Origin of the sequence: Cellulophaga lytica DSM 7489, from assembly GCF_000190595.1 — a bacterium.
Lineage (GTDB): Bacteria > Bacteroidota > Bacteroidia > Flavobacteriales > Flavobacteriaceae > Cellulophaga > Cellulophaga lytica.
The window spans coordinates 1,167,501-1,192,702 of record NC_015167.1; the positions used below are offsets into that span (position 1 = coordinate 1,167,501).

Below are 25,202 nucleotides of genomic sequence, written 5' to 3' on the forward strand. Positions count from 1 at the left end.
TCACGGTTTGCACCGGCAGTCTTGCTAGAGTCCCCACCATAATGTGCTGGTAACTAACAACAGGGGTTGCGCTCGTTATAGGACTTAACCTGACACCTCACGGCACGAGCTGACGACAACCATGCAGCACCTTGTAAATTGCCCGAAGGAAAGTCCATCTCTAAACCTGTCAATCTACATTTAAGCCCTGGTAAGGTTCCTCGCGTATCATCGAATTAAACCACATGCTCCACCGCTTGTGCGGGCCCCCGTCAATTCCTTTGAGTTTCATTCTTGCGAACGTACTCCCCAGGTGGGATACTTATCACTTTCGCTTGGCCGCTCAGATCGAAATCCAAACAGCTAGTATCCATCGTTTACGGCGTGGACTACCAGGGTATCTAATCCTGTTCGCTACCCACGCTTTCGTCCATCAGCGTCAATCAATTGTTAGTGATCTGCCTTCGCAATCGGTATTCTATGTAATATCTATGCATTTCACCGCTACACTACATATTCTAACCACTTCACAATAATTCAAGACCATCAGTATCAAAGGCAATTCTACAGTTGAGCTGCAAACTTTCACCCCTGACTTAACAGCCCGCCTACGGACCCTTTAAACCCAATAATTCCGGATAACGCTCGAACCCTCCGTATTACCGCGGCTGCTGGCACGGAGTTAGCCGGTCCTTATTCTTACAGTACCGTCACCAGACTACACGTAGTCCTTATTCTTCCTGTATAAAAGCAGTTTACAATCCATAGGACCGTCTTCCTGCACGCGGCATGGCTGGATCAGAGTCTCCTCCATTGTCCAATATTCCTCACTGCTGCCTCCCGTAGGAGTCTGGTCCGTGTCTCAGTACCAGTGTGGGGGATCCCCCTCTCAGGGCCCCTACCCATCGTAGTCTTGGTAAGCCGTTACCTTACCAACAAACTAATGGGACGCATACTCATCTTACACCGTAAACTTTATTATTTAAATGATGCCATAAAAATAAACTATAAGGTGTTAATCCAAATTTCTCTGGGCTATCCCTTAGTGTAAGGCAGATTGTATACGCGTTACGCACCCGTGCGCCGGTCGTCAGCAAGAGCAAGCTCCTCTGCTACCCCTCGACTTGCATGTGTTAAGCCTGCCGCTAGCGTTCATCCTGAGCCAGGATCAAACTCTTCATCGTTGTTTTGTAAATATTCTTAACAACCTAAAATCGTCCTAAACTAAACTCATTCTCTTTTTTTTAATCCAATAATACTACAAGTAGCATTATTTTGCTGTCTCTTCAATATGTCAAATGAACTTTTAATTCTTGTAGAAATACTAGACTCGAACTAGTTGATTTTTAATAACAAATCATTCCAAAATTTCTTATCACTTTACCCTCTCTGAAAGCGGTTGCAAATGTAAAACGTTTTTTTAAACTGACAAAATAAAAATTTAATTTATTTTACTATTAGTTTCGCTTTAACAACCCTAGCAAATTGGGAATGCAAAAATAGTATTTTTAATTGCTACAAAACAAGCTTTTAGTTACTTATTTTTCAACCTTTATATTATACTAATTTTACAACTGAATCAATGAACTTTGCTAACTTTACAACTGCTTGTTTCTCCGTTAGCGGCTGCAAATATACTCCCATTTTTAAACACCACAAGGCTTTTTTGATTCTTTTTTTAAAGTATTTTTATTTTATGCTTTAGAGCCCTATTTTTCAGACACTTAAAACAACACACTTTTAACCTATTTTTTACCAAGCCTAAGCTTATTATTAAAAACTAGCCTAAAACAATATTACTTTACCGCCACAAAGGCGATTGTAAGGTTAAAGAATTTACGTTTACATTAACATAAATCAGAATTAATTTCTCCTAAAAACCACAAAGCCTGTATCCAAAACAAAAAAAGCTTAGAGTTTACACCCTAAGCTTTTATATAAATTATAATTTTAGATTACTCTACTGTAACAGACTTTGCTAAATTACGAGGCTGATCTACATTACAACCTCTCATTAATGCGATATGATACGATAACAACTGTAAAGGAATAGTTGTTAATAACGGCGTAAGAGCCTCTAAAGTTTCTGGAACCTCAATTACATGGTCTGCCAATTCCTTAACTTGAACATCTCCTTCAGTAACAACTGCAATGATTTTACCCTTTCTTGATTTAATTTCTTGAATATTACTCACCACTTTTTCATAATGCCCCTTATTAGTTGCAATTACAATTACTGGCATAGATTCATCAATTAAAGCAATAGGTCCGTGTTTCATCTCAGCAGCCGGATACCCCTCTGCATGGATATAACTAATTTCTTTTAACTTTAAAGCTCCCTCTAAAGCAACAGGGAAATTATAACCTCTACCCAAATATAAACAGTTAGGAGAATCTTTATACACCTCCGCTATTTTCTCTATTGCATCATTAGATTGTAGAGCAACTTCTACTTTAGTTGGAATATACTCTAACTCAGTTAAGAAACTTGTAAATTGCTCATCTGTTAAGCTTCCTTTTTCTTGAGCCAATTTTAAAGCAATTAAACTTAAAACTGTTATTTGAGTAGTAAACGCTTTTGTTGAAGCAACTCCAATTTCTGGGCCTGCATGAGTATAAGCACCAGCATTAGTTTCTCTTGCAATAGAAGAACCAACTACATTACAAACACCAAATACAAATGCTCCGTTTTCTTTAGCCAACTTAATAGCAGCCAAAGTATCTGCAGTTTCACCAGACTGGGAAATTGCTATTAAAACATCTTTATCTGTAATAACCGGATTTCTATACCTAAACTCAGACGCATATTCAACCTCTACAGGAATACGTGCTAAATCTTCAAAAATATACTCCGCTACCAAACCTGCATGCCATGATGTACCACAAGCAACAATAATTATACGATTTGCATTTACAAACTTATCTAAATGCTCATCTATTCCTGCCATTTTTATTAGCTTTTGATCTGCTAACAATCTACCTCTGTAAGTATCTAAAATAGCTCTTGGCTGTTCATAAATCTCCTTTAACATAAAGTGATCATAACCACCTTTTTCTATCTCCTCTAAATTCATTTGCAATTCCAAAATATTTGGATATGCAACAGCATCATTCTTAATTTTTCTTAACTTAATTTCTTTACCAAGTCTAATAATAGCCATTTCTTCATCTTCTAGATAAACAGCATTATTTGTAAACTCAATAAAAGGAGATGCATCTGAAGCCACAAAGAATTCATTATCTCCCATACCAATTGCTAGCGGACTACCTAATTTAGCCACTACAATTTCATCTGGTTTTTTAATATCAAAAACAGCTATAGCGTAAGCACCAACAACCTCATTTAAGGCTAACTGAACTGCTTTACCTAACTTTACATTTTCTTTTTTCTGAACTTCCTCTATAAGATTGATTAAAACCTCTGTATCAGTATCTGATTCAAAAGTATACCCTCTTTTGATTAATTCTGTTTTTATAGACTCGTAGTTTTCTATAATTCCGTTGTGAATAATTACCAACTCACCAGAATTAGAATAATGTGGATGCGAGTTAACATCATTAGGAACACCGTGAGTTGCCCACCTAGTGTGACCAATACCGATTGAACCTTTAGTAGATATTGTATCCTCTGACTTCTTTTTTAAATCAGATACTTTACCTTTAGTTTTAGCTAAATTTATTTTATCTCCATCAAATAATGCAACTCCTGCACTATCATATCCTCTATACTCTAAACGTTCTAATCCTTTTATAATAATGGGATAAGCCTCTCTGTGACCTATATACCCTACAATTCCACACATAATGTATTAGTTATTAATTATTATAGTTAATGTTTATGGCAAATCTAAATATAAATGCAAAAATAAAAAGCACTTAACAGTTATAATAACCTAAAAATACTACAAAAGGTATAAGTAGACAGAGTTTTTAATTAGTCTCTGTATAAAAAACTTCTAGTTTAAGCTTTTTATCCTCATCGTCTATATTACTACCATAAAGAACAGTTCCTAGAGGACTAACAACAGATAGTAATGGGATTTCTCCTTCACCATCTTCTAACATTGCCTGTGCGTTAGCACTAAATCTTATATCTGAGGTTAAAGACAACCCCAATGTAATATTCTCTGCATCACGAACAACAAGATTATTAATATATTCTGTTATTCTAATAGTATACTTAACTCCTTTGCCATCACTAGAAGTCTCAATAATACCATCATAACCAGTTAACGTCTGAAGACTTAATGGTCCGTTTTCTACATCTGTACCACTTAATGGATACGTATAAATTGATGTATTATCTTCTGCATTATACAGATATAACCTTGGCGGTTCTGCTACAGCATCTCCTGTAACACCTGCCGCATCTAAAGTTTCCCTATCTATATAAAACACAAGATTTGCCTCATTGATAATCCAATTATTATTTTTAATTTCAGTTATAGCATCTCTACCATTTTCTTCATCAAACAATTTAAGTTCTGCAAAAGAACCAGCGCCGCCTTTTAAGTATATACGATCTGCATTTTCTCCTGTATCCATTTTATTAGCAATATCTACTGGATACTCATCATTTACAAACGAATTAACAGTGTTTCCTGAAGCCGCATTAATATCTAATATATAAACAGATTCTTCTTCAACAATAGTATCATCAGAAGTATCATCTGCGGTATCATTAGTATCTACTTTATCATAAACATAATCTACATATATTTTAGCCGCAGTAAAATTTAAAAGCATCATAAGATCACCATCTCCACCAGAAGCCGTAAAATACAAACCCCTAATAAACTCTTGAAAGTTAGTTTGACTCAACAGTTCTGTTTGGCCTTCTTTATCTAAGATATTTTCTTGAAAAAACGGCATAACATCTTCTAAATCCACAACTATACCTGGAGCTAGTCTTCTTTTTACAGTTCCTTTTTCATCCTCATCTGTATCAGGATCATCTATTTCATAATAAATTACCGTTTCAGTATCTGTAAAATTTGCTTCTCCGTCATAAAGTGTTTCACCAATAAAGGTTGGAGAAAACTCAAAATCCGAATAATAAATCTGTCTTTCCTCAAAGTTCTGAGTTGGATCAACATCTCTAAGAAAGTACGTAGAGCGCTCTACCTTAAAGTTAAAAGGAACACTTACGTTACCGTAAATACTATCTACCTCATACTGTCTTGCGTAAGCCCCTTCAATTATATCCTCTTCATCACCATCATTAATGCCATCTTTATCTGTATCTGCATCTTGAGGGTTTGTACCTAAAGCAACTTCCTCTGCATTAGTAAGTCCATCACCATCTGTATCATTAGAAGGATCTTCTGGCTCATCATCAAACTCATTATCAACACCATCACCATCTGTATCTCTTAATGAATCTGACTTTGTTAAAAAAGGAATGAATAAAGTAACACCAGTTACTGTTTCATTTTCCTCAATTGTTGTTACACTATCATCTGTATCTGACTCATCTTCACTAGACTGGCTATAAAGTCCAAAAATAGGATTGCCAACTCCTCCAGCAAGTCTTAGTTGTGAATTTACATAAGCAGTTGTTTTTCCGTAAACAGGATCATTATAAGTACCTAACTGATAAATTGGTAAGCCATTTGTCTGTACAGCTTTCACCTTTTTATTATACGCAAACACATCATACACAGCTTTTTTAGCTGTAAAAGGTTCACCAGAGATTACTTCTCCTCCAATTGTATCTAACTCGTCTTCACACGATACAAATGCAGACACCACAAACAACCCTGCAAATGCAGAATAAACAAATTTCTTGTAAAAATTCATGTAACTTATTTTAAAACTTCATTGTTGTAAAAGTTGGTATACGCTTCTTCAAATTCCTGAAGAGGCACGTATGACAACACAGGTTTTTCAAGACCAGTAACATACTCTGTAAGTTCTTCTGGCACTTCCTCTGAGGCTAAAATAACAGCATCTGAATAATCTACAGCTACTTTTAACAAATTATTATAGTTAGGCGCTGCTAAAACCCCAACTTTATCTTCAGCAATCTGATCAAAGCCAATTTTTTTAACAATGTCTTTGTCTAATTCCTCATCAAAACCTTTATTGTAAACAGATGTTACAATTTTACTTTCTGCAAACAATGGCTCATCTGCATAAAATTCTTTTAAGTACAAAGGTACCAAAGAGGCCATCCAACCATGCACGTGAATAATATCTGGAGACCAATTTAATTTTTTAACTGTTTCTACAACACCTTTTGCAAAAAAGATAGCTCTTTCATCATTATCTGGAAACAAAGTTCCGTTTTCATCTGTAAAAGTTGCTTTTCTTTTAAAGTATTCTTCATTGTCTATAAAATAAACTTGAATACGTTCTTTAGGGATTGAAGCCACTTTTATAATTAACGGCATATCCATATCGTTAATTACCAAATTCATACCAGACAAACGAATTACTTCGTGCAACTGATGCCTTCTTTCATTAATATTGCCATAACGTGGCATAAATATTCTTATTTGCCCGCCTTTACTGTTCACCATACGTGGTGTTTCATAAGACATTTGGGAAACTTGATTCTCTGGGAGATAGGGCATTAATTCTGAAGATACAAACAATATCTTTTTACCATTCATAGAAGCTGATTTTTATTTATCAAAAAAGCGTAGGATGCAAAATTACAAAAATTATAGAGATTAACGGTAATTATAGTAAGTTTGCTGTCGTTTTAAATTAAATTTATGCATATTTTTCATAAAATAGAAGAGTTAAAAAATCATTTTTCTACCGTATCTAAAGAAGAAACTGTGGGTATGGTGCCAACAATGGGTGCTTTACACAGCGGACACATTTCTTTAGTTAAAAAGGCTTTAAACGAGAATAATTACGTAATTGTGAGCATTTTTGTGAATCCAACGCAATTTAATAACGCTGAGGATTTAGAAAAATACCCTCAAACTTTACAAGAAGATATTACTCTTTTAAAAGAAGCTTCAGACAAAATTATTGTTTTTGCACCTTCTGCTTCCGAAATCTACAACAGTAACATAAAATCTGACAGCTATAACTTTGGCGGACTAGAAAAAGTTATGGAAGGAGAGTTTAGAGACGGTCATTTTGACGGAGTAGGTACAATTGTTGAAAAATTATTAAATATTGGCAAACCAGACAATGCCTATTTTGGAGAAAAAGATTACCAACAACTACAAATTATAAAAAAACTAGTTGACATTAAAAAAATACCAGTAAACATAATTGGTTGCCCTATAGTAAGAGAAGAAAGCGGACTAGCAATGAGCTCTAGAAACGCACGCCTTTCTGCAGAATTACGTAATGAAGCTGCCTTTATTTACAAGACATTAAAAGAAGCTAAAATAAAATTTGGCACAAAAAGTGCTTTAGAAGTAAGTAAGTGGGTTACTGCACAATTTGATAAAAATAAACTACTAGACTTAGAATATTTTACCATTACTAATGCAGATAATTTACAAACAATAAAAAGAAAATCTAAAAATAAAAAATATAGAGCCTTTATTGCCGTTTATGCTAATGACATAAGACTTATAGACAATATAGCTTTAAATTAATTACCTTTGTATTATGCAGATAGAAGTAGTAAAATCTAAAATTCACCGTGTAAAAGTTACCGGTGCAGACTTAAACTATATTGGTAGCATTACTATTGATGAAGATTTAATGGATGCCGCTAATATTATTAGAGGAGAAAAAGTGCAAATTGTTAACAACAATAATGGAGAACGATTAGAAACGTACGCAATACCAGGACCTAGAAAAAGTGGAGAAATTACACTTAATGGAGCTGCTGCACGTAAAGTTGCCGCTGGCGATATACTTATTTTAATTACCTATGCACGTATGGATATTGAAGAGGCTAAAAAATTTAACCCTTCTTTAGTATTCCCTAATGAAGAAAATAATTTATTAAACTAACATACTTGACCGCCTCCTTAAAAAAAACATTAAAAACAGTTTTACCAATTGCTTTTGGGCTGTTTTTAGTATGGTATTCATACAATTCTACTTCAGAAGAAGACAGAAAACAAATAATTTATTACATAAAGGAGGCCGATTTATTTTGGGTTAGCATCTCATTATTAATGGGTGTTTTAAGCCACGTTTCTAGAGCTATTAGATGGAACTATCTTTTAGAGCCACTTGGCTACAAACCTAAAATAATTAATAACATACTTATTATACTAACCTCATACTTTGCCAATTTAGGCATTCCTAGATCCGGAGAAATATTACGCGCAACGGCATTAACAACGTATGAGGATGTTCCTTTTGAAAAAGGTTTTGGAACTATTGTAACAGAGCGGGTTATAGACCTTATTATGTTACTTTTAATTATTGTTATTACTTTTTTTTTACAGACCGATATTATTATTGACTTTTTTAAATCTAAAGGTTTTAATATCACAAAAATACTTGTACTGCTTGGTGTTGCCACCATTGGCGCTCTTGCTTTCTTTTATTTTATAAAAAAATCTACACATCCGTTTTTAGTAAAAATTAAAGACTTTGTAACTGGTCTTCTACAAGGTGTTACCAGTATTTTTAAAATGAAAAATAAATGGCCTTTTATTTTTCACACACTATTTATATGGAGTGTTTACATTGGTATGTTTTGGGTTATAAAATTTACAGTACCAGAAACCATAGACCTATCTGTTAGTCAGCTTTTAGTTGCTTTTATTTTTGGAGCCTTTGCTATGACCGCAACTAATGGTGGCATAGGGCTTTACCCAATTGTAGTAAGCAGCGCTTTAGCTATATTTGGCATTAGCAGTGTTTCTGGTGATGCTTTTGGTTGGATTATGTGGATTTCACAAACTTTATTAGTTGTTGTTTTTGGGGCAATATCTTTTCTACTATTGCCGTTATTAAAAAGAACCAAATAGTTTTTTAGACTAAAGAACAAACCCAAAAATGAAAAAAATTACCTTAACCTTTGCCCTATTTATAGGGTTAAACGCATTTGCACAAGTAAAAACAGAAATTTTTGAATCTTTTAAGCTTCAACAAAAAAGAGACATTAGTTATTACATTCCTGAAGAATACAATGAAGAAGACCAACATACACTAATTGTTGTTTTAGACGCAGAGTATTTATTTGATGACGTTGTAGCCAAAGCTAAATTTTACAGCAGATTTCATGGTATGCCACCTGCAATAGTGGTAGGTATTCATCAACAAGCACAGCAAGCACGTTTTAAAGATTGTTCTTTTAGCGAAGACAATGGCTTACCTACTGAAGAAGGAAAAGCTTTTTTTGAATTTTTAGGGATGGAAGTTGTTCCCAATATAGAAAGCACCTATAACATTTCACCTTTTAAAATGATTGTAGGCTATGACATTACAGCTAACTTTGAAAACTTTTATCTATTTAAAGAAAATCCACTTTTTAGCTCATACATAAGTATATCACCAACTTTAGCACCAGAAATGGAATCTAGAGTTGCCAATAGAATTGGAGTAATAGACAAACAAATTTTTTATCATTTAATTGTAGAAAAAAATAGAAACGCTAAAGAGCTAGCAGAACTTAACACATCTTTAAAAACTATAGAAAAGGAAACTTTTAAATATTATTTTGATGTGTACGATACAGACCACACCTCTATAGCTACATATGGTTTAGGAAAAGCTTTTGATGATATTTTTGAAATATTTAAACCAATTAGCCCTAAAGAATATAAAACTAAAATTTTAACATCAGAAGAGCCTGCTTATGCATATTTAGAAACCAAATACAACATTATTAAAGAAACATTTGGTTTTACAAAAAGAGTAGATCTTAATGATGTTATGGCTATTTATTCTGCAAGTAAAAAGAAAGAGGACCCAGAATCTTTAAAAGAATTATCTGATTTGTGTAAAAAAGAATTTCCAGATACTATGCTAGGTTTTTATTTTGAAGGAGAGTACTTTGAAGAGATTGGAGAACCAAAAAAAGCACTACGTACTTTTGAAAAAGCCTTTGGAATGGATGAAATAGACTTTTTAACCAAAGATATGGCTTTAGAAAAAATTGATGCTTTAAAAGCCGATTTTGGCTACTAAAAACAAGCGCACAAAAGCACTATTTTTAAACTTAAAAAATAAAATTATAAACTTTATAGTACCTTTGGCTAAAACCAATAAATTAGGTAATGGCTAAAACAAAAACAGCTTTTTTTTGTCAAAATTGTGGCACACAATATGCTAAATGGGCGGGACAATGTGGCGCTTGTAAAGAGTGGAACACTATTGTTGAAGAAGTTATACAAAAAGAAGAAAAAAGCAGTTGGAAAACACCTAGTAACACCCCTAAAGTTGCAACTAAACCTTTACGTGTTAAAGAAATTAGTACAGAAAAAGAATTACGCCTAAATACCTATGACCTTGAGTTTAACAGGGTTTTAGGTGGCGGCTTGGTTCCTGGCTCATTAACACTTTTGGGGGGAGAGCCCGGAATAGGAAAAAGTACACTATTACTACAAATTTCACTTAAATTACCTTATAAAACATTATATGTATCTGGAGAAGAAAGTCAGAAACAAATAAAAATGAGGGCAGACCGTATTACCACAAATAATGATACGTGTTTTATACTTACAGAAACCAAAACACAAAATATTTTTAAACAGGTTGAAGCTATAGAACCAGATATTTTAGTTATAGATTCTATACAAACACTCCACTCAGACTACATAGAGTCTGCCGCAGGTAGCATATCACAGATTAGAGAATGTACTGCAGAACTTATAAAGTTTGCAAAAGAAACAAATACTCCCGTTATTTTAATTGGTCATATTACAAAAGATGGCACTATAGCCGGACCAAAAATTTTAGAACACATGGTAGATACTGTTTTACAATTTGAGGGGGACCGAAATTATGTATACAGAATTTTACGTGCATTAAAAAACAGGTTTGGCTCTACAGCAGAATTAGGAATTTATGAGATGTTGGGTAGCGGTTTACGCGAAGTAAACAATCCTTCAGAGATTTTAATTTCTAAAAATGACGAAGGCCTAAGCGGAACAGCTATTTCTGCCTCTATAGAAGGTATGCGCCCTTTAATGATAGAAATACAAGCCCTTGTTAGTACTGCTGTGTACGGAACACCACAAAGGTCTACAACAGGTTTTAATGCAAAAAGACTTAACATGTTATTAGCCGTTTTAGAAAAACGTGCTGGTTTTATGCTTGGTGCAAAAGATGTCTTCTTAAATATAACTGGAGGTATTTCTGTAGATGACCCTGCTATTGACCTAGCTGTAATTGCAGCAATTTTGTCTAGCAACTCAGACATTGCAATTCCTAAAGGTGTATGTTTTGCCGCTGAAGTTGGTTTAGCAGGAGAAATTAGGCCCATACAACGCGTAGACCAACGTATATCCGAGGCAGAAAAACTTGGATTTACAGCCATATTTGTATCCAAAAACAATAAAATCACCTTAAAAAATACAGTTATAAAAGTACACTTGGTCTCAAAAATTGAAGATGTAGTAAGAAGTTTGTTTAATTAAACAACTGCAAACAAAAAAGAGGCTGCACAATATGTACAGCCTCTTTTCTATTTTACTTGTCTATTAAATATTAAGGAGCTGGGTTGGGTATTTGCTTATGTATAGCCTCTATACCTTCTAAAACCTCATCTGTTAATTTTACATTTACGCTTCCAATATTTTCCTCTAGTTGCTTTAAATTTGTAGCTCCTATAATTGTACTTTTTACAAACGGTCTAGAGTTTACGTATGCCAATGCCATTTGCGGTAAAGACAAGCTGTGCTCACGGGCTAAATCACAATACATTTGTGTTGCCTTCTGTGCATTTTCTCCACTATATCTGTTGTAATTAGGAAAAAGAGTTACCCTTGCATTTGCCGGTTGCAAACCTCCAAGGTATTTACCACTTAACACACCAAAACCTAATGGAGAATACGGTATTAAAGCAACATCTTCCCTCATTGATATTTCTGCTAAACCAACTTCAAAAGTTCTATTAAGCAAACTATAAGGGTTTTGTATAGTAGACATGCGCGGCAATCTTCTGTGCACTTTACTTTCCTCTAAAAAACGCATAGTTCCCCAAGGGGTTTCATTAGACAAACCAATATGCTTAATTTTTCCGTCATTTACTAAATCGCCTAAAGTATCTAATACTTGGTGAATATTATCTTCCCAAAAGTCATTTATTTTATGCTCATAACCTCTTTGCCCAAAGTAATTTGTTTGCCGTTCTGGCCAATGCAATTGATACAAATCTATAACATCTGTTTGTAAGCGTTTTAAACTGTTTTCTACTGCAGAAATTAACCCTTCTTTTTGGAAACCAGTTGTTCTTATATGCTTGGTAAAATCTGCTTTACCTGCAATTTTAGAAGCTAATACTACTTTGTCTCTGTTACCAGTTTCTTTAAACCACTTACCAATAATTTTCTCTGTCTCTGCATACAACTCTGCCTTTGCCGGTACAGGGTACAATTCTGCAGTATCAAAAAAATTAACTCCTTGTTCTAAAGCATAATTCATTTGTTCAAATGCCTCATCAATATTATTTTGTCTGCCCCAAGTCATTGTGCCTAAGCAGATTTCACTTACCTCCAAATTAGTATGTGGTAATTTTGTGTATTTCATAGTCATTAATATGGTAAAAATTCTTCATGTTCTTAACCAAAGCTATGGAAATAAATACTCTAATCAAACATATATATTGGCATTTATCTTAGATTTTACAATAAAAAAACAGCGTTTATCTAAGTTAAGACAAACGCTGCTTTTAAAAAGTTAAGTAAGATTTTTTTATAACGTCCTGAAATACTCAGTTATAGCTCTTGCTTCATCTTCTGTTAATCCTTGGTTGGTCATTAAAGCATTATTATACTCTTTAAATAACGCTTTAGCTATTGGATCTTCTTTTAACATCCCATCAGGATTTAAAATCATATTCATAACCCATTCTGGGCTTCTTCTATCCAAAACACCTTTTACAGCAGGACCAATTAAACGCATATCTGTTGCGTGGCATGCCACACATTTAGAGCTAAAAATAGACTCCCCTGTTGCTGCCATTTCTTTATCTATTTCTGCACCTAAGTCTAAAGATTTTATAGGGCCAACACCTTTGTTGTCCATATCTACAGGAACACCCTCTTGTTTTGCTGCTGATTTATCTTCTTTTTTGGTTCTGTTCATTTCAAAACCATCGGATTTTTTATCCTCTTTTTTGTCGCCACAACTCGCCATAAATACGCCTGCAACTAAGATTAAAAGTAATTTTTTCATGTGTTTAAGTTTTAAAGCACTAATATAAGCAATACTCTTATTTAAACCTGCTCTTCTAAAAATTTAACTGCCCTTTTTTCTGCATACGTAACATTATTGTCGCCATAGAACCCTACATGTCCTCCGTACAACGGCATTTCTAAATACAAATTGCTATTTTGCTCTGCTTCTTTAATAGGGTAACAAGCTTCCCCTAAAAAAGAATCATTTTTTGCATTTAAAATTATTGTAGGCACATCTATTTCTGACAAAAACTGCAAGCAACTTGCCTTAGTATAATAATCTAAAGCATTTAAAAAACCATTTGCTTTACTAGTGTATACATCATCAAAATCTTTTAAAGTTTTAATTCTATTTATTTCTGATGCATCAATTTTATCTGGATATTGCTCATGTTTTATTCGCAACTTTTCAAGCAAACGTTTTTTAAAATTAGCAGCATACAGCATATTTTTTGGCTTTAGCAATTCTTCTAAAGAACTAGCCAAGCTACAGGGAACAGAAACACCTATGCCAGCTTTAATTTCTGGTGGTCTTTGTCTATTCTCTCCTAAATATTTTAAAATTAAATTACCTCCTAAACTAAAACCTTGCAATACTATTTTAGAATATGTTTTTAAACCTAAAATATGCTGCACAACGGCACCTAAATCTTCTGTAGCGCCAGAGTGGTAAGACCTAAATAACACATTAGTTTCTCCACTACAACCTCTTAAATTTACCGCACACACATTATAATTACATAGCAAAAGCTCTCTTGTTGCTCCTAAAATGTATGGTCTTTGTGCGTTACCCTCTAAACCGTGTACAACTATAGCAACTTTAGCCGTTTTTGTAGATGTAAAACTCCAATCTAAATCTAAAAAATCACCATCATATAATTGTATGCGTTCTCTTTTTTGCATTGGCATTTTTACAGACCTAAACAAGCCTGTGTATAATGTTGAAAAATGCCCACTTTTAAAAAGCAGAGGAGGATTGTAAGCTGGTTGTAATATTGGCATTATATTATTTAGGGTATACTTCTAATAATTTCTTTTGCTCTTCAATAGCCTCTACAAATTCAGTTTTTAAGGTAGCAACCAATTCGGTTACAGGAACAGCATTGCTAATGTTAGTTACACCTTGCCCAGCAGACCAAATTGTTTTCCATGCTTTAGCTTCGGTATCCATCTCTTTACCAAAATCTATTTTAGTATCCTTTTTTAAATCTTCTTCTGTAATACCAGCGGCTTTTAAACTTGCACCTAAAAAGTTGGCATGTACACCAGATATAGATGCTGTATAAACAACATCACTAGCGCCAGCATCAATTATCATTTTCTTATAATCTTCTGTGGCCTTACTTTCTACAGTATTTATAAAACGAGTCCCCATATAAGCAACATCTGCACCCATTTGCCTTGCAGAAGCTATATCTCTTCCTGTACTAATACAACCAGATAATATAACCGTTTTAGTAAAGAACTTTTTAATCTCTGCAACCAAAGGCATAGGATTTAATGTACCTGCATGACCACCTGCACCAGCAGCAACAACTATTAAACCATCTACCCCAGCTTCTGCAGCTTTTTCTGCGTGACGCTTTTTAATAACATCATGAAAAACAAGACCTCCATAACTATGTACTGCATCTACAACCTGTGACACAGCACCTAATGATGTAATAATTAATGGCACTTTATGTTTTATACATAACATAAGATCTGCCTCTAGCCTTGGGTTAGTTTGGTGTACAATTAAATTAACCCCAAACGGAGCAGCTTTTTTACCTGTTTCTTCTTCAAAAGCTTTTAACTCTTCTTTAATTTGAATTAACCATTCTTCAAAACCCTCACTTGTTCTTTGGTTTAAAGCAGGAAAAGTACCTACTATTCCGTTTTTACAACATTCTATAACCAACTTTGGTCCTGAAATTAAAAACATTGGTGCGGCTATAACCGGTAAAGAAAGATCTTTTACAAATGGGGCTACTGTTCTCATGAATATGGTTTTTAGTTAATACTATAAATTTAGAAATTTAACTACTTTTTATAAAGTAATATGTTTAAGTTTCTCAAAACTATAGTATTTTTATCATTTATTATGCATGCATAACAATTAATTCTAAAAAATATGTACTTAAAAGAGTTTGAAATTAGATGGAGTGATATTGATGCTAACTGGCATTTAGCCAATTCTGCTTACGTTAATTTTATGAGCCAAACTAGAATGGGCTTTTTAATGGAACTAGGCTTTAACCAAAAGACTATGGCAGACCATAAAATTGGACCTGTAGTTTTTTACGAACACATTTATTATTTTAAAGAAGCATTTTTTGGCAAACCTGTAAAAGTATCTTTAGAATTAATGGGATTAAGTGAAGACGGTAAATTTTTTAAATTTCACCATAATTTTTTTGACTCTAAAGGAAGAAACTTTGCACATTGCGAAATTTTAGGAGCATGGATAAATCTACAAACAAGAAGTTTAACCGGCTTGCCTGAAGAGTTTTTAACAGCTTTCTCTAAAGTAGAAAAGTCTAAAGATTTTAAAACACTTACCAAAGAAGACACCCGTAAGCACGCTAAACAACCAAAAGATTTAGTTATTTAGGTTAGTTGCTTTGGCCTTGGCTTTTTAGTTGCTAAATACAAGCCCACAATAACCAAAAGCGTACCTACAACTTTAACCAGTGTTAAGCTATCTTTACCTGTAGCAACAGCAAACAATATACCTATTAATGGTTGCGCATAAGAAAAAGCACTAACCGTAGATGCTTTTAACTGAGACAACCCAAATACATTAAACAAATAAGTTAAAAATGTAGTGCCAATTATAACAAATACAATGGAGCCAATACCGCTTGCTGGTATTGTACCCCATTGTATTTGATTAAACTCTGCTATTGTTACAGGAAAGCACAATACCAAACCTATTGTAAAAAGCCACTTTAACAGTGTAAACATATGGTACTTTTCTAGCAGTTTTTTTATTAAAATTAAATAAGTTCCAAAGCTCACAGCATTAACCACAAATAAAATATTACCTAACGGAATATTAGGCGCATCTTGCCTTAACTCTGCTCCATAAAGAATTAAAAACAAAGCACCCACAAGTCCTAACACTATACCCAGGCCTTTTTGCATTGTAACATTCTCCTTAATAAAAATAGCAGACATTACAACTACTAATATTGGGACTATAGTTATTAAAACAGCACTATTAATTGGTGTAGATAATTCCAGTCCCTTAAAAAAAGTAAGCATATTTATTCCCATACCAGTTAAGGCGCAAACAAAAAGTCGTCCCCAATCTTTACGTTCTATTTTTTGCTTAGGAATAAAAAAAGAACACATCCAAAACAAAAAAGAGGCACCAAGTAAGCGCACCATAATAAATCCAAAAGGTTTAATATAAGTTGGCATAACCCCCTTGGCAATGGTATGGTTTAATCCATAAATTGTAGTGGCCCCTAAACAAGCTAATATGGCTAATGTTCTTTTACTCAACTGTGTATTTTTTCTTTTGCTGCCGCTACAACTTTTTTACTATTACCAACAAAAACAGCATTATTTACTATAATAACTGGTCGTTTTAAAAAAGTATAATGTTCTAATATTAAGTTTTTATAATCTTCTTCTTGCAGCTCTTTTTGCGCAAGACCTTTTTCTTTATACAACCTTGCTCTTTTACTAAATAAAGCCTCATAACTACCCGTTAAAGCATACATTTCTTTTAACTGTTCTTCAGTTATTTCCTCGGTTTTAATATCCTGCAGTACAAAACCATCTAGAGGTTGTAATTCTTTTAAAATTCTTTTACAAGTATCACAGGTACTTAAATGATATATTTTCTTCATTTTTATTAAACGATTTAGAATATTATTTAGAAACAAAAAACTAAGTACAAAGAAACCCAATTTGGTTGAATTGTACTATTTTTATCAAAAAACATAATTGTGGAATATTTACTTGACAACTCTAAGCAAATTAGAAAAATACTATTAAAAATTTTAGATGAAACCCCTAAAGATTTATTATTAGAAATTCCTAAAAACTTTAATAATAATATTTGGTGGAACATTGCGCATGTTGTAGTTACACAACAACTACTTGTTTACAAATTTAGCGGTATGCCTATGCTGGTTTCTGATGAAATGGTGGAAAAATACAAAAAAGGTACTTTTCCAGATGGCACAGCTACAGATGAAGAAATAACACAAATTAAAGATCTTTTGTTTAGCACATTAAAGCAAACTGAAAAAGATTATAAAGCTGGCAATTTTAAAAGCTACACTGCTTACACTACAAGTTTAAACATTACTTTAAGCAACGTTGTAGAAGCTATGAAATTTAATGCTCTACATGAAGGCATACATATAGGCGCTATACTTGCATTAAAAAGAAACATTGCTGCCTAACAAACAAAAGAGTAATCTTTAACTAAGGTTACTCTTGTTTTTCTCCTTTTACAACTAGCATTTTATTTATTTCTGCATACGGTAACAAAACTTCTATTTGGCCATCTGCATAAGACCCAACTTCATAAGTATTATATAACAACTTTAATCCTTTTTTTGTGTAACCTATATTATTTGGCAAGGTAAACACCTCTTCTTCAAACATAAATCCTGTATCGTTAATAGGTACATTTGCCGGAATTTTTTCTTGCAATCTAAAAGTAGACTCTGCTATATTGTAAAATTCTTCTTTGCTAGAAAACAATTCTTCATTTTGTATTAGCTCTCCTTTTACAACATCAAAATTTAATAAAATACTAGATTCATAACCGTGAGCCCCACCTGTAAACTCATATGTTTCTAAATCTATAGTAATTATTTTATCTGTTTCATAAATAACTTTACCATTTATAGTTGCCTCCCACCTTGTAGCATCCCCTGGTAATTTTTCTTTTACACTTAAAAACTCGTCGTTTAAAGAAGATATGGCATCATCTATATTATCAACAACCACTTCATCATCAAAAATTAAAAGTGATATTATTTTATCTTTTATAGTTTTATTAATTGTTTCACTAACTTTTGATTTTTTTATTGCCTTAGGAACATTAATTACAACTAGCGGCTTATTAACTTCTTTTTCTGTACTAATTTTTAAGGTTTCAAAAGAAATTTCTTTTTTATTATTACAGCCAATTAAAACAATTATAAAAAAGTATAAGAAAAATTTATTATTCATAGTTAAATAAGATTGTGCAAGCGCATTGTATTCTACAAAGATAACGATACATTTGTGTTATAAATAAAGAAGTGTGGGCAAAAATAATTTAAAATTTAACAGCAAAACCATTCACGGAGGTCAGGAGCCAGATAAAGCATACGGAGCTGTTATGCCTCCTATTTACCAAACATCTACTTACGCGCAAACCGCCCCGGGTAAACATAATGGATATGAGTACTCTAGAAGTGCTAATCCTACCAGAACTGCCTTAGAAAAATCTTTAGCCAGTATAGAAAATGGCAACTACGGTATTGCTTTTGGAAGTGGTATTGCTGCTATAGATGCGGTTATAAAACTTTTAAGCCCTGGAGACGAAGTTATTTCTACTAGTGATTTGTATGGTGGCAGTTACCGCTTATTTAAACAAGTTTATGAGAAATTTGGCATTACATTTCATTTTGTTGATATGGCCAATGTAAATAATATAGAAAACTACGTTACCAATAACACAAAACTTATTTGGGTAGAAACACCAACAAACCCAATGATGAATATTATTGACATTGTTGCGGCAAGTAAAATAGCTAAAAAACACAGTATACCACTGGCTGTAGACAATACATTTGCCACTCCTTATTTACAAACTCCTTTAGATTTAGGCGCAGATATTGTTATGCATTCTGCCACAAAATATTTAGGCGGACACAGTGATGTTGTTATGGGTGCATTAATTGTAAACGACAAAGAATTAGCAGAAAAATTATACTTTATACAAAAAGCCAGCGGTGCAATTTGTGGCCCAATGGATAGTTTTTTAGTTTTAAGAGGTATAAAAACATTACATGTTAGAATGCAACGCCATTGTGAAAACGGAAAAGCTATTGCCTATTACCTAAAAAACCACCCAAAGGTGGAAAAAGTTTTTTGGCCAGGTTTTGAGTCGAGCCCAAATTATGAAATTGCTAAAAACCAAATGAAAGATTTTGGTGGTATGCTATCTTTTATTCCTAAAGGAGCTAATTATAATGATGCCATTGAAATAATTAAAAAGCTACAAGTTTTTACCTTAGCAGAAAGCTTAGGTGGAGTAGAGAGTTTAGCAGGTCACCCGGCAAGTATGACACATGCAAGCATACCTAAAGAAGAAAGAGAAAAAAGTGGAATTGTAGATGCTTTAATACGACTTAGTATAGGTATTGAAGATGAAAACGACCTAATAGAAGACCTTGAACAGGCCATTGGATAATATTTTTATCAAATTTTTAAAAAAACACGGTGTAAATTATATAAATAGTATAATTTTGCCGTTATAATTTTAATTCAATAATTTAACAATTATAAAGGTTTCTATATGGAAGCAAAAATAAATGCATTTATGGATGAGGTTAAGACCCGTAACGGTCACGAACCAGAATTTATCCAAGCGGTACAAGAAGTTGCCGAGACAGTAATCCCCTATATTGCTGATCATGATATTTACAATGGCAAAAACATACTTTTGCGTATGGTAGAACCTGAAAGATTAATTTCTTTTAGAGTATCATGGGTAGATGACAATGGAAACATCCATGTAAATAGAGGCTATAGAGTACAAATGAACTCTGCTATAGGACCTTACAAAGGTGGTTTACGTTTTCACCCAAGTGTAAACGCAAGTATTCTTAAATTCTTAGCTTTTGAGCAAGTATTTAAAAATAGCTTAACTACATTACCTATGGGTGGTGGTAAAGGAGGATCTGATTTTGACCCTAAAGGAAAGTCTGATGACGAAGTTATGCGTTTTTGCCATGCATTTATGACAGAGCTTTGCCGCCATATTGGACCAAATACAGATGTACCAGCTGGTGACATTGGTGTTGGAGGAAGAGAAATAGGTTTCCTTTTTGGAATGTATAAAAAAATAAGAAATGAGTTTACTGGTGTTTTAACAGGTAAAGGTCGTTCTTGGGGTGGTTCTTTAATTAGACCAGAAGCTACAGGTTACGGTACTGTTTATTTTGCAGAAAGTATGCTTAAAACTCAAGGACAAGATTTTGCAGGTAAAAATGTAGTAATATCTGGTTCCGGTAATGTTGCACAGTTTGCAGCAGAAAAAGCATTACAATTAGGTGCTAAAGTTTTAACATTATCAGATTCTCAAGGTTACATCTTAGATAAAGATGGTATAGACGCAGAGAAACTTGCTTTTGTAATGGATCTTAAAAACAACAAAAGAGGACGTATTTCTGAGTATGTAAATAAATATACTTCTGCTACTTTCCACAAAGGAGAAACTCCATGGGATGTTGCTTGTGATATTGCTTTACCGTGTGCTACACAAAATGAATTAGATGGCGAAGCCGCTAAAGCTTTAGTTAAAAACGGATGTATTTGTGTTGCAGAAGGTGCAAATATGCCTTCTACTCCAGAAGCTATTCATGAATTTCATGAAGCAAAAATATTATTTGCTCCAGGAAAAGCTTCTAATGCAGGTGGTGTTGCTACTTCTGGTTTAGAAATGTCTCAAAACTCTTTACGTATTAGCTGGACAAGAGAAGAGGTAGACCAAAGATTAAAAACAATTATGGAGGATATTCATAATTCATGTATTGAATACGGTAAGGACAAAGATGGTTACTGTAACTATGTAAAAGGAGCAAATATTGCTGGTTTTGTTAAGGTTGCAGACGCTATGTTAGCTCAAGGCGTTATTTAAAACATAACATATATTTTAAAAGCTCCATTAAGTTTTCTTGATGGAGCTTTTTTATTTTCAATCTAAAAATAATAATTCTTCAAATCACTATATTTACAATACCTAAAAACAACTAATGCAAGTAACCACAAAAGCTATTGTACTTTCAGCGCTTAAATATGGCGACAATAGTTTAATTGTTAAAGCATATACATTATCAGACGGTCTAAAGTCTTATTTATTAAAAGGAGTTTTATCTTCTAAAAAAGGAAAGGTAAAAGCAGCATACTTTCAGCCGCTAACACAATTAGAGCTTATTGCAGTACATAAAAACAAGGGTACTTTAGAAAGTGTTAGAGAAGCCAAAACAAGTTACCACTACCAAACACTACACAGTAATATTGCTAAAAATGCAATGACTCAGTTTTTAGCAGAAATGTTAAGCAACAGCTTGCTAGAAGAAGAGCCTAACGAAAACCTTTTTAATTACATAGAGGCTGCTTTACAATGGCTAGACACAGAATCACAAATAGCAAATTTTCACCTTCATTTTTTGCTGAGCATTACCAAATATTTAGGCTTTTATCCTGACAGCAAAAACAATAGTTTTTTATATTTTGATTTGCTTGAAGGAGGCTTTACCAACAAACCCTCTTTAAACCCAGTTATACAAGGCACAAATTTAAATTACTTTAAAACCTTCTTAGGCATAAATTTTGATGCAATACATACAATCAAAATGAACAAAACTGACAGACAAGAGTTGTTAAAATCGCTTATTTTATATTTTGAATTACACTTACAAGGATTTAGAAAACCAAAGTCTCTTGTTATTTTAAATGAAATTTTTCGTTAGTATGCGTACTGCTTTATTTATACTTTTTTTATTAATTTTTACTGGTGCTTTTGCTCAGGAAGTTGTTATTGTAGACCAAGATACTCAAGAACCAATACCAGATGTTGCTATTTTTAATATTGATAAAACAAAAACAGCTTTAACTGCTAAAAATGGCAGTGTAGATCTATCAATTTTCAGCAAAAATGAAAAGATAATTTTAAAACATATTGGTTATCAAACTAAAAAAACAACAAAAAATTTACTACTTAAAAGAGGCAAAACTATTTATATGGTGTTAACCGCAGAGGAGTTAGATGGTGTTGTTATGTCGGTTTCTAAATGGGAACAACAAAAAAAAGATATTCCGCAAAAGGTTGCCTCTATTACCACTAAGGCTATATCATTTACAAACCCACAAACTGCCGCAGATGTTCTACAAAACAGCGGAAAAATATTTGTACAAAAAAGTCAGCTTGGTGGTGGCAGCCCAATGATTAGAGGTTTTGCTACAAACAGATTACTAATTTCTGTTGACGGCGTACGTATGAATAACGCTATTTTTAGAGGAGGAAATTTACAAAATGTAATTTCTATAGATCCGTTTTCTATACAAAATACAGAGGTCATTTTTGGACCTGGCTCTGTTATTTACGGTAGTGATGCCATTGGTGGTGTTTTAAATTTTTACACCAAAAAACCAAAACATTCAAAAACTGAAGAGGCTTTTATTACTGGCAATGCTACTTACAGGTTTTCATCCGCAAATACAGAAAACACAATACATGCAGATGTTAATTACGGCAAACAAAATTGGGCTTTTTTAACCAGTATTAGTTACACCAATTTTGATGATTTAAAAATGGGTAACAACGGTCCAGATTCCTATGTAAGAAACAACTATGTTACCACAATAAATGGAGTAGACCAATTGGTAGAAAATAGCTCCCCTAACAAACAAGTTGGGTCTGGCTACAACCAAATAAATGCAATGCAAAAAATTGCTTTTAAACCTAATGACAATTGGAATTATGACCTTGGTCTTTATTTTTCAGAAACATCGGACTACGGGAGGTATGACCGCTTAATTAGACCAACTAGTGACGGTGATGGTTTACGCTCTGCAGAATGGTATTACGGGCCCCAAGAGTGGTTTATGGCAAAAATAGGCTTGCAGCACCAAGGCAAAGGAAGGTTTTATGATAGGCTAAAAATTAACACAGCTTACCAACATTTTGGCGAAAGTAGAAATGACAGAAATTTTGGATCTACTACGTTAAGTAGCACAAAAGAAAACGTACATGCACTATCTACAAATATAGATTTAGAAAATAAACGTATTGGGGATTTACGCTTGTATTATGGTGTAGAGTATGTATTTAACAAAGTAAACTCTAATGGTTTTGAAACAAATATTGAAAATAACCAAGTTACAAATGCTGCATCTAGGTACCCAGATGGCGCTACTTGGCAAACAACTGCTGGTTATATAAACTCTGAGTATAAAGCACAGCCAAACCTAACCTTACTGTCTGGCTTACGCTATAGCCACGTTTGGATTAATGCTGAATTTGATAAAACTTTTTATCCTTTTCCTTTTGATGATGCCAATTTAAATACAGGGGCTTTAACAGGTAGTATTGGTTTAAGCTGGTTTCCTAAAGAAAACTTACAAATAACCTTTAATGGTTCTACGGGCTTTAGAGCTCCTAATATAGATGATGTTGGTAAAATATTTGATTCTGAACCGGGCTCTGTAGTTGTACCCAACCCAGATTTAGAAGCGGAATATGCTTATAATGTAGACTTAGGTATACAAAAGAATTTTAATGACAAAGTAATTGTAAACGCTACTGGTTTTTACACCTATTTAGTAGATGCTTTAGTACGCAGAGATTTTACTTTTAACGGTGAAACAGAAATAGAATACCACGGAGAATTAAGCAACGTACAAGCAATACAAAATGCAGCAAAAGCTTATGTTCATGGTGTTGAGTTTGGTGTAGACGCTTATTTTACAGAACATCTATCATTAAGCTCTAACTTAACATTTACAAAAGGTATTGAAGAAGAGGAAGATGGCACAGAGTCTCCAGGAAGACACGTAGCACCAACTTTTGGAGATGTGCATTTGATATGGAAAAACGATAAATTAAAAACCGATTTATTTTTCAACTTTAATGGTGAGGTATCTTATAACGACTTATCTGACTCTGAAAAGAGTAAAGATTATATATATGCTTCAGACAAAAACGGCAATCCTTACAGTCCAAATTGGCAAACAATAAACTTTAATGCCAGTTATCAAATTACAAATAACATAAAAGCTACGTTAGGCTGGGAGAACATAACCAACCAACGCTACAGAACATACTCGTCTGGTATTGTTGCGCCAGGCACAAACCTAATTTCATCTATTAGTTATCAATTTTAAAAAGCTTTGACATAAAAAAAGCCCGATTAAATTAATAATCGAGCTTTTAAAGTATATTTAAAAATATATCTTAGTTAGTCATTTTAGTTGCATATTCTTGCAATTCTTTAGACTTAGCCGTCAAATACTCAGTTAACTTTTTAGCATCATCAGCAGAAAGGTTTTTCATAACCTCTTGAGATTTAGTAGCTAATTCTTGTCCTTTTGTTCCTAAAGCAGCAAAAGCAGTCATATCTTTACTTTCAGCAGCTTCTTTATATTCACTAACGTATTCGTCATATGTTTTAACGTATTCTGCTACTGCAGCGTCATCAAAACTTGGAATACCGTCTACCATTTCTGTAGCAGTTTCTTTTACCTCTTCAGCAGCTTTACTAGTTTCATCAGCAACTTTGTCTGCAGCTTCTTTAGCATTATCTTCTACTGTTTCTGCAGCTTCTTTAGCTTTGTCAGTAGCTTCTTTACAAGATACAAATGATACGCTAAAAGCTAACATTAATGCAGAACCTAAGATTAATTTTTTCATTCTTTTTAGTTTTTATTGTTTGTTATAATATATGTTATACCTAATTTACGTTAGAAAACATAATTTAGATGTACAAACCTAAAAAAACTTTGGCAATTATGTTAACAAAAACATAAAAATATCAGCAAATAGCTTAAAAATAATGTTTTATAAACGTTAAAAAAATAATTACTTCACTTACAAAAAGCATCTGTTTTACTCACGCACAATTTTTTACACACCAAAATATCAGTAAAAAAAAAGAAAGAATTAAAAAGGGGCCTCTTTTGCTTTTGAAAAAGTGTTTTTTACACAAAATTCATTAGTTTTGCAAACTTAAA

The 25,202-nt window shown here is 33.3% G+C and carries 22 protein-coding genes and 1 rRNA gene (1 of these 23 only partly in view); 11 read left to right on the plus strand and 12 right to left on the minus strand.

Translation table 11 applies throughout. From position 1 onward, the window contains the following. The 4 genes from CELLY_RS05280 to CELLY_RS05295 all read right to left on the minus strand — a co-directional run. A 16S ribosomal RNA gene (locus CELLY_RS05280) occupies positions 1-1,163 on the minus strand; it reaches 357 nt to the left of the window's first position. Between the two features lie 771 nt (positions 1,164-1,934). Further along, complete coding sequence (gene glmS / locus CELLY_RS05285) at positions 1,935-3,782, minus strand: glutamine--fructose-6-phosphate transaminase (isomerizing) (RefSeq protein ID WP_013620625.1); 1,848 nt, start codon at positions 3,780-3,782, stop codon at positions 1,935-1,937. Positions 3,783-3,909: 127 nt separating this feature from the next. Continuing rightward, positions 3,910-5,778 carry a DUF4270 domain-containing protein gene (locus tag CELLY_RS05290; RefSeq protein WP_013620626.1) on the minus strand — a complete coding sequence of 623 codons (1,869 nt, stop codon included), beginning with the start codon at positions 5,776-5,778 and terminating at the stop codon, positions 3,910-3,912. Between the two features lie 5 nt (positions 5,779-5,783). Continuing rightward, positions 5,784-6,593 carry a glycogen/starch synthase gene (locus tag CELLY_RS05295; protein WP_013620627.1) on the minus strand — a complete coding sequence of 270 codons (810 nt, stop codon included), beginning with the start codon at positions 6,591-6,593 and terminating at the stop codon, positions 5,784-5,786. Between the two features lie 105 nt (positions 6,594-6,698). On the opposite strand from CELLY_RS05295, the gene panC reads away from it, so the two are divergent. The 5 genes from panC to radA all read left to right on the plus strand — a co-directional run bounded on the left by panC (position 6,699) and on the right by radA (position 11,492). Next, positions 6,699-7,544, plus strand: a complete 846-nt coding sequence (panC, locus tag CELLY_RS05300; RefSeq protein ID WP_013620628.1) for a pantoate--beta-alanine ligase — start codon at positions 6,699-6,701, stop codon at positions 7,542-7,544. A 13-nt stretch (positions 7,545-7,557) separates the two neighbouring features. Next, positions 7,558-7,908, plus strand: a complete 351-nt coding sequence (panD, locus tag CELLY_RS05305) for an aspartate 1-decarboxylase (RefSeq protein WP_013620629.1) — start codon at positions 7,558-7,560, stop codon at positions 7,906-7,908. A 5-nt stretch (positions 7,909-7,913) separates the two neighbouring features. Beyond that, entirely contained in the window at positions 7,914-8,879 is a 966-nt protein-coding gene (locus tag CELLY_RS05310) for a lysylphosphatidylglycerol synthase transmembrane domain-containing protein (protein WP_013620630.1), read from the plus strand. Positions 8,880-8,907: 28 nt separating this feature from the next. Next, positions 8,908-10,041, plus strand: a complete 1,134-nt coding sequence (locus CELLY_RS05315; protein ID WP_013620631.1) for an alpha/beta hydrolase — start codon at positions 8,908-8,910, stop codon at positions 10,039-10,041. Between the two features lie 89 nt (positions 10,042-10,130). Continuing rightward, on the plus strand, positions 10,131-11,492 hold the full coding sequence (gene radA / locus CELLY_RS05320; protein ID WP_013620632.1) for a DNA repair protein RadA: 1,362 nt from the start codon (positions 10,131-10,133) through the stop codon (positions 11,490-11,492). Between the two features lie 70 nt (positions 11,493-11,562). On the opposite strand, the gene CELLY_RS05325 is transcribed toward radA, so the two are convergent. The 4 genes from CELLY_RS05325 to CELLY_RS05340 all read right to left on the minus strand — a co-directional run bounded on the left by CELLY_RS05325 (position 11,563) and on the right by CELLY_RS05340 (position 15,234). Beyond that, positions 11,563-12,603 (minus strand): aldo/keto reductase, encoded by a 1,041-nt coding sequence (locus tag CELLY_RS05325; protein ID WP_038507299.1) that lies wholly within the window; start codon positions 12,601-12,603, stop codon positions 11,563-11,565. Between the two features lie 165 nt (positions 12,604-12,768). Beyond that, positions 12,769-13,251 carry a c-type cytochrome gene (locus CELLY_RS05330; RefSeq protein ID WP_013620634.1) on the minus strand — a complete coding sequence of 161 codons (483 nt, stop codon included), beginning with the start codon at positions 13,249-13,251 and terminating at the stop codon, positions 12,769-12,771. 41 nt (positions 13,252-13,292) lie between these two features. Then, positions 13,293-14,255, minus strand: coding sequence for a YheT family hydrolase (locus CELLY_RS05335; RefSeq protein WP_013620635.1), 963 nt, complete (start codon positions 14,253-14,255; stop codon positions 13,293-13,295). A gap of 4 nt (positions 14,256-14,259) precedes the next feature. Then, entirely contained in the window at positions 14,260-15,234 is a 975-nt protein-coding gene (locus tag CELLY_RS05340; protein WP_013620636.1) for an NAD(P)H-dependent flavin oxidoreductase, read from the minus strand. Between the two features lie 132 nt (positions 15,235-15,366). Between CELLY_RS05340 and CELLY_RS05345 the strand changes: the two genes are divergently transcribed. Further along, complete coding sequence (locus CELLY_RS05345) at positions 15,367-15,846, plus strand: acyl-CoA thioesterase (RefSeq protein WP_013620637.1); 480 nt, start codon at positions 15,367-15,369, stop codon at positions 15,844-15,846. Here the strand turns inward: CELLY_RS05345 and CELLY_RS05350 are convergent. After that, positions 15,843-16,742 carry a DMT family transporter gene (locus tag CELLY_RS05350; protein ID WP_013620638.1) on the minus strand — a complete coding sequence of 300 codons (900 nt, stop codon included), beginning with the start codon at positions 16,740-16,742 and terminating at the stop codon, positions 15,843-15,845. The genes CELLY_RS05345 and CELLY_RS05350 overlap by 4 nt on opposite strands. Next, a complete protein-coding gene (locus tag CELLY_RS05355; protein WP_013620639.1) occupies positions 16,739-17,092 on the minus strand; it encodes an arsenate reductase family protein in 354 nt (117 codons plus the stop codon). The genes CELLY_RS05350 and CELLY_RS05355 overlap by 4 nt, the downstream gene beginning before the upstream one ends. A gap of 99 nt (positions 17,093-17,191) precedes the next feature. On the opposite strand from CELLY_RS05355, the gene CELLY_RS05360 reads away from it, so the two are divergent. After that, entirely contained in the window at positions 17,192-17,653 is a 462-nt protein-coding gene (locus tag CELLY_RS05360; RefSeq protein WP_013620640.1) for a DinB family protein, read from the plus strand. A 28-nt stretch (positions 17,654-17,681) separates the two neighbouring features. Here the strand turns inward: CELLY_RS05360 and CELLY_RS05365 are convergent, their stop codons facing one another. Beyond that, a complete protein-coding gene (locus CELLY_RS05365; protein WP_013620641.1) occupies positions 17,682-18,431 on the minus strand; it encodes a DUF3298 and DUF4163 domain-containing protein in 750 nt (249 codons plus the stop codon). A 73-nt stretch (positions 18,432-18,504) separates the two neighbouring features. On the opposite strand from CELLY_RS05365, the gene CELLY_RS05370 reads away from it, so the two are divergent. The 4 genes from CELLY_RS05370 (at position 18,505) to CELLY_RS05385 (ending at position 24,356) form a co-directional block, all read left to right on the plus strand. Then, positions 18,505-19,659: a cystathionine gamma-synthase gene (locus tag CELLY_RS05370; protein ID WP_013620642.1), complete on the plus strand. Its 1,155-nt coding sequence runs from the start codon at positions 18,505-18,507 to the stop codon at positions 19,657-19,659. A gap of 105 nt (positions 19,660-19,764) precedes the next feature. After that, positions 19,765-21,108, plus strand: coding sequence for an NADP-specific glutamate dehydrogenase (gene gdhA, locus CELLY_RS05375; protein ID WP_013620643.1), 1,344 nt, complete (start codon positions 19,765-19,767; stop codon positions 21,106-21,108). Between the two features lie 115 nt (positions 21,109-21,223). Beyond that, positions 21,224-21,943 carry a DNA repair protein RecO gene (gene recO / locus CELLY_RS05380; RefSeq protein WP_013620644.1) on the plus strand — a complete coding sequence of 240 codons (720 nt, stop codon included), beginning with the start codon at positions 21,224-21,226 and terminating at the stop codon, positions 21,941-21,943. Then, the gene (locus CELLY_RS05385; protein WP_042256688.1) at positions 21,927-24,356 is read left to right on the plus strand and encodes a TonB-dependent receptor; all 2,430 of its coding nucleotides are present in this window, start codon (positions 21,927-21,929) and stop codon (positions 24,354-24,356) included. Before recO ends, CELLY_RS05385 begins: the two co-directional genes overlap by 17 nt. Before the next feature lie 70 nt (positions 24,357-24,426). Here the strand turns inward: CELLY_RS05385 and CELLY_RS05390 are convergent, their stop codons facing one another. Further along, positions 24,427-24,882 carry a hypothetical protein gene (locus CELLY_RS05390; RefSeq protein WP_013620646.1) on the minus strand — a complete coding sequence of 152 codons (456 nt, stop codon included), beginning with the start codon at positions 24,880-24,882 and terminating at the stop codon, positions 24,427-24,429. Positions 24,883-25,202: the final 320 nt, after the last annotated feature.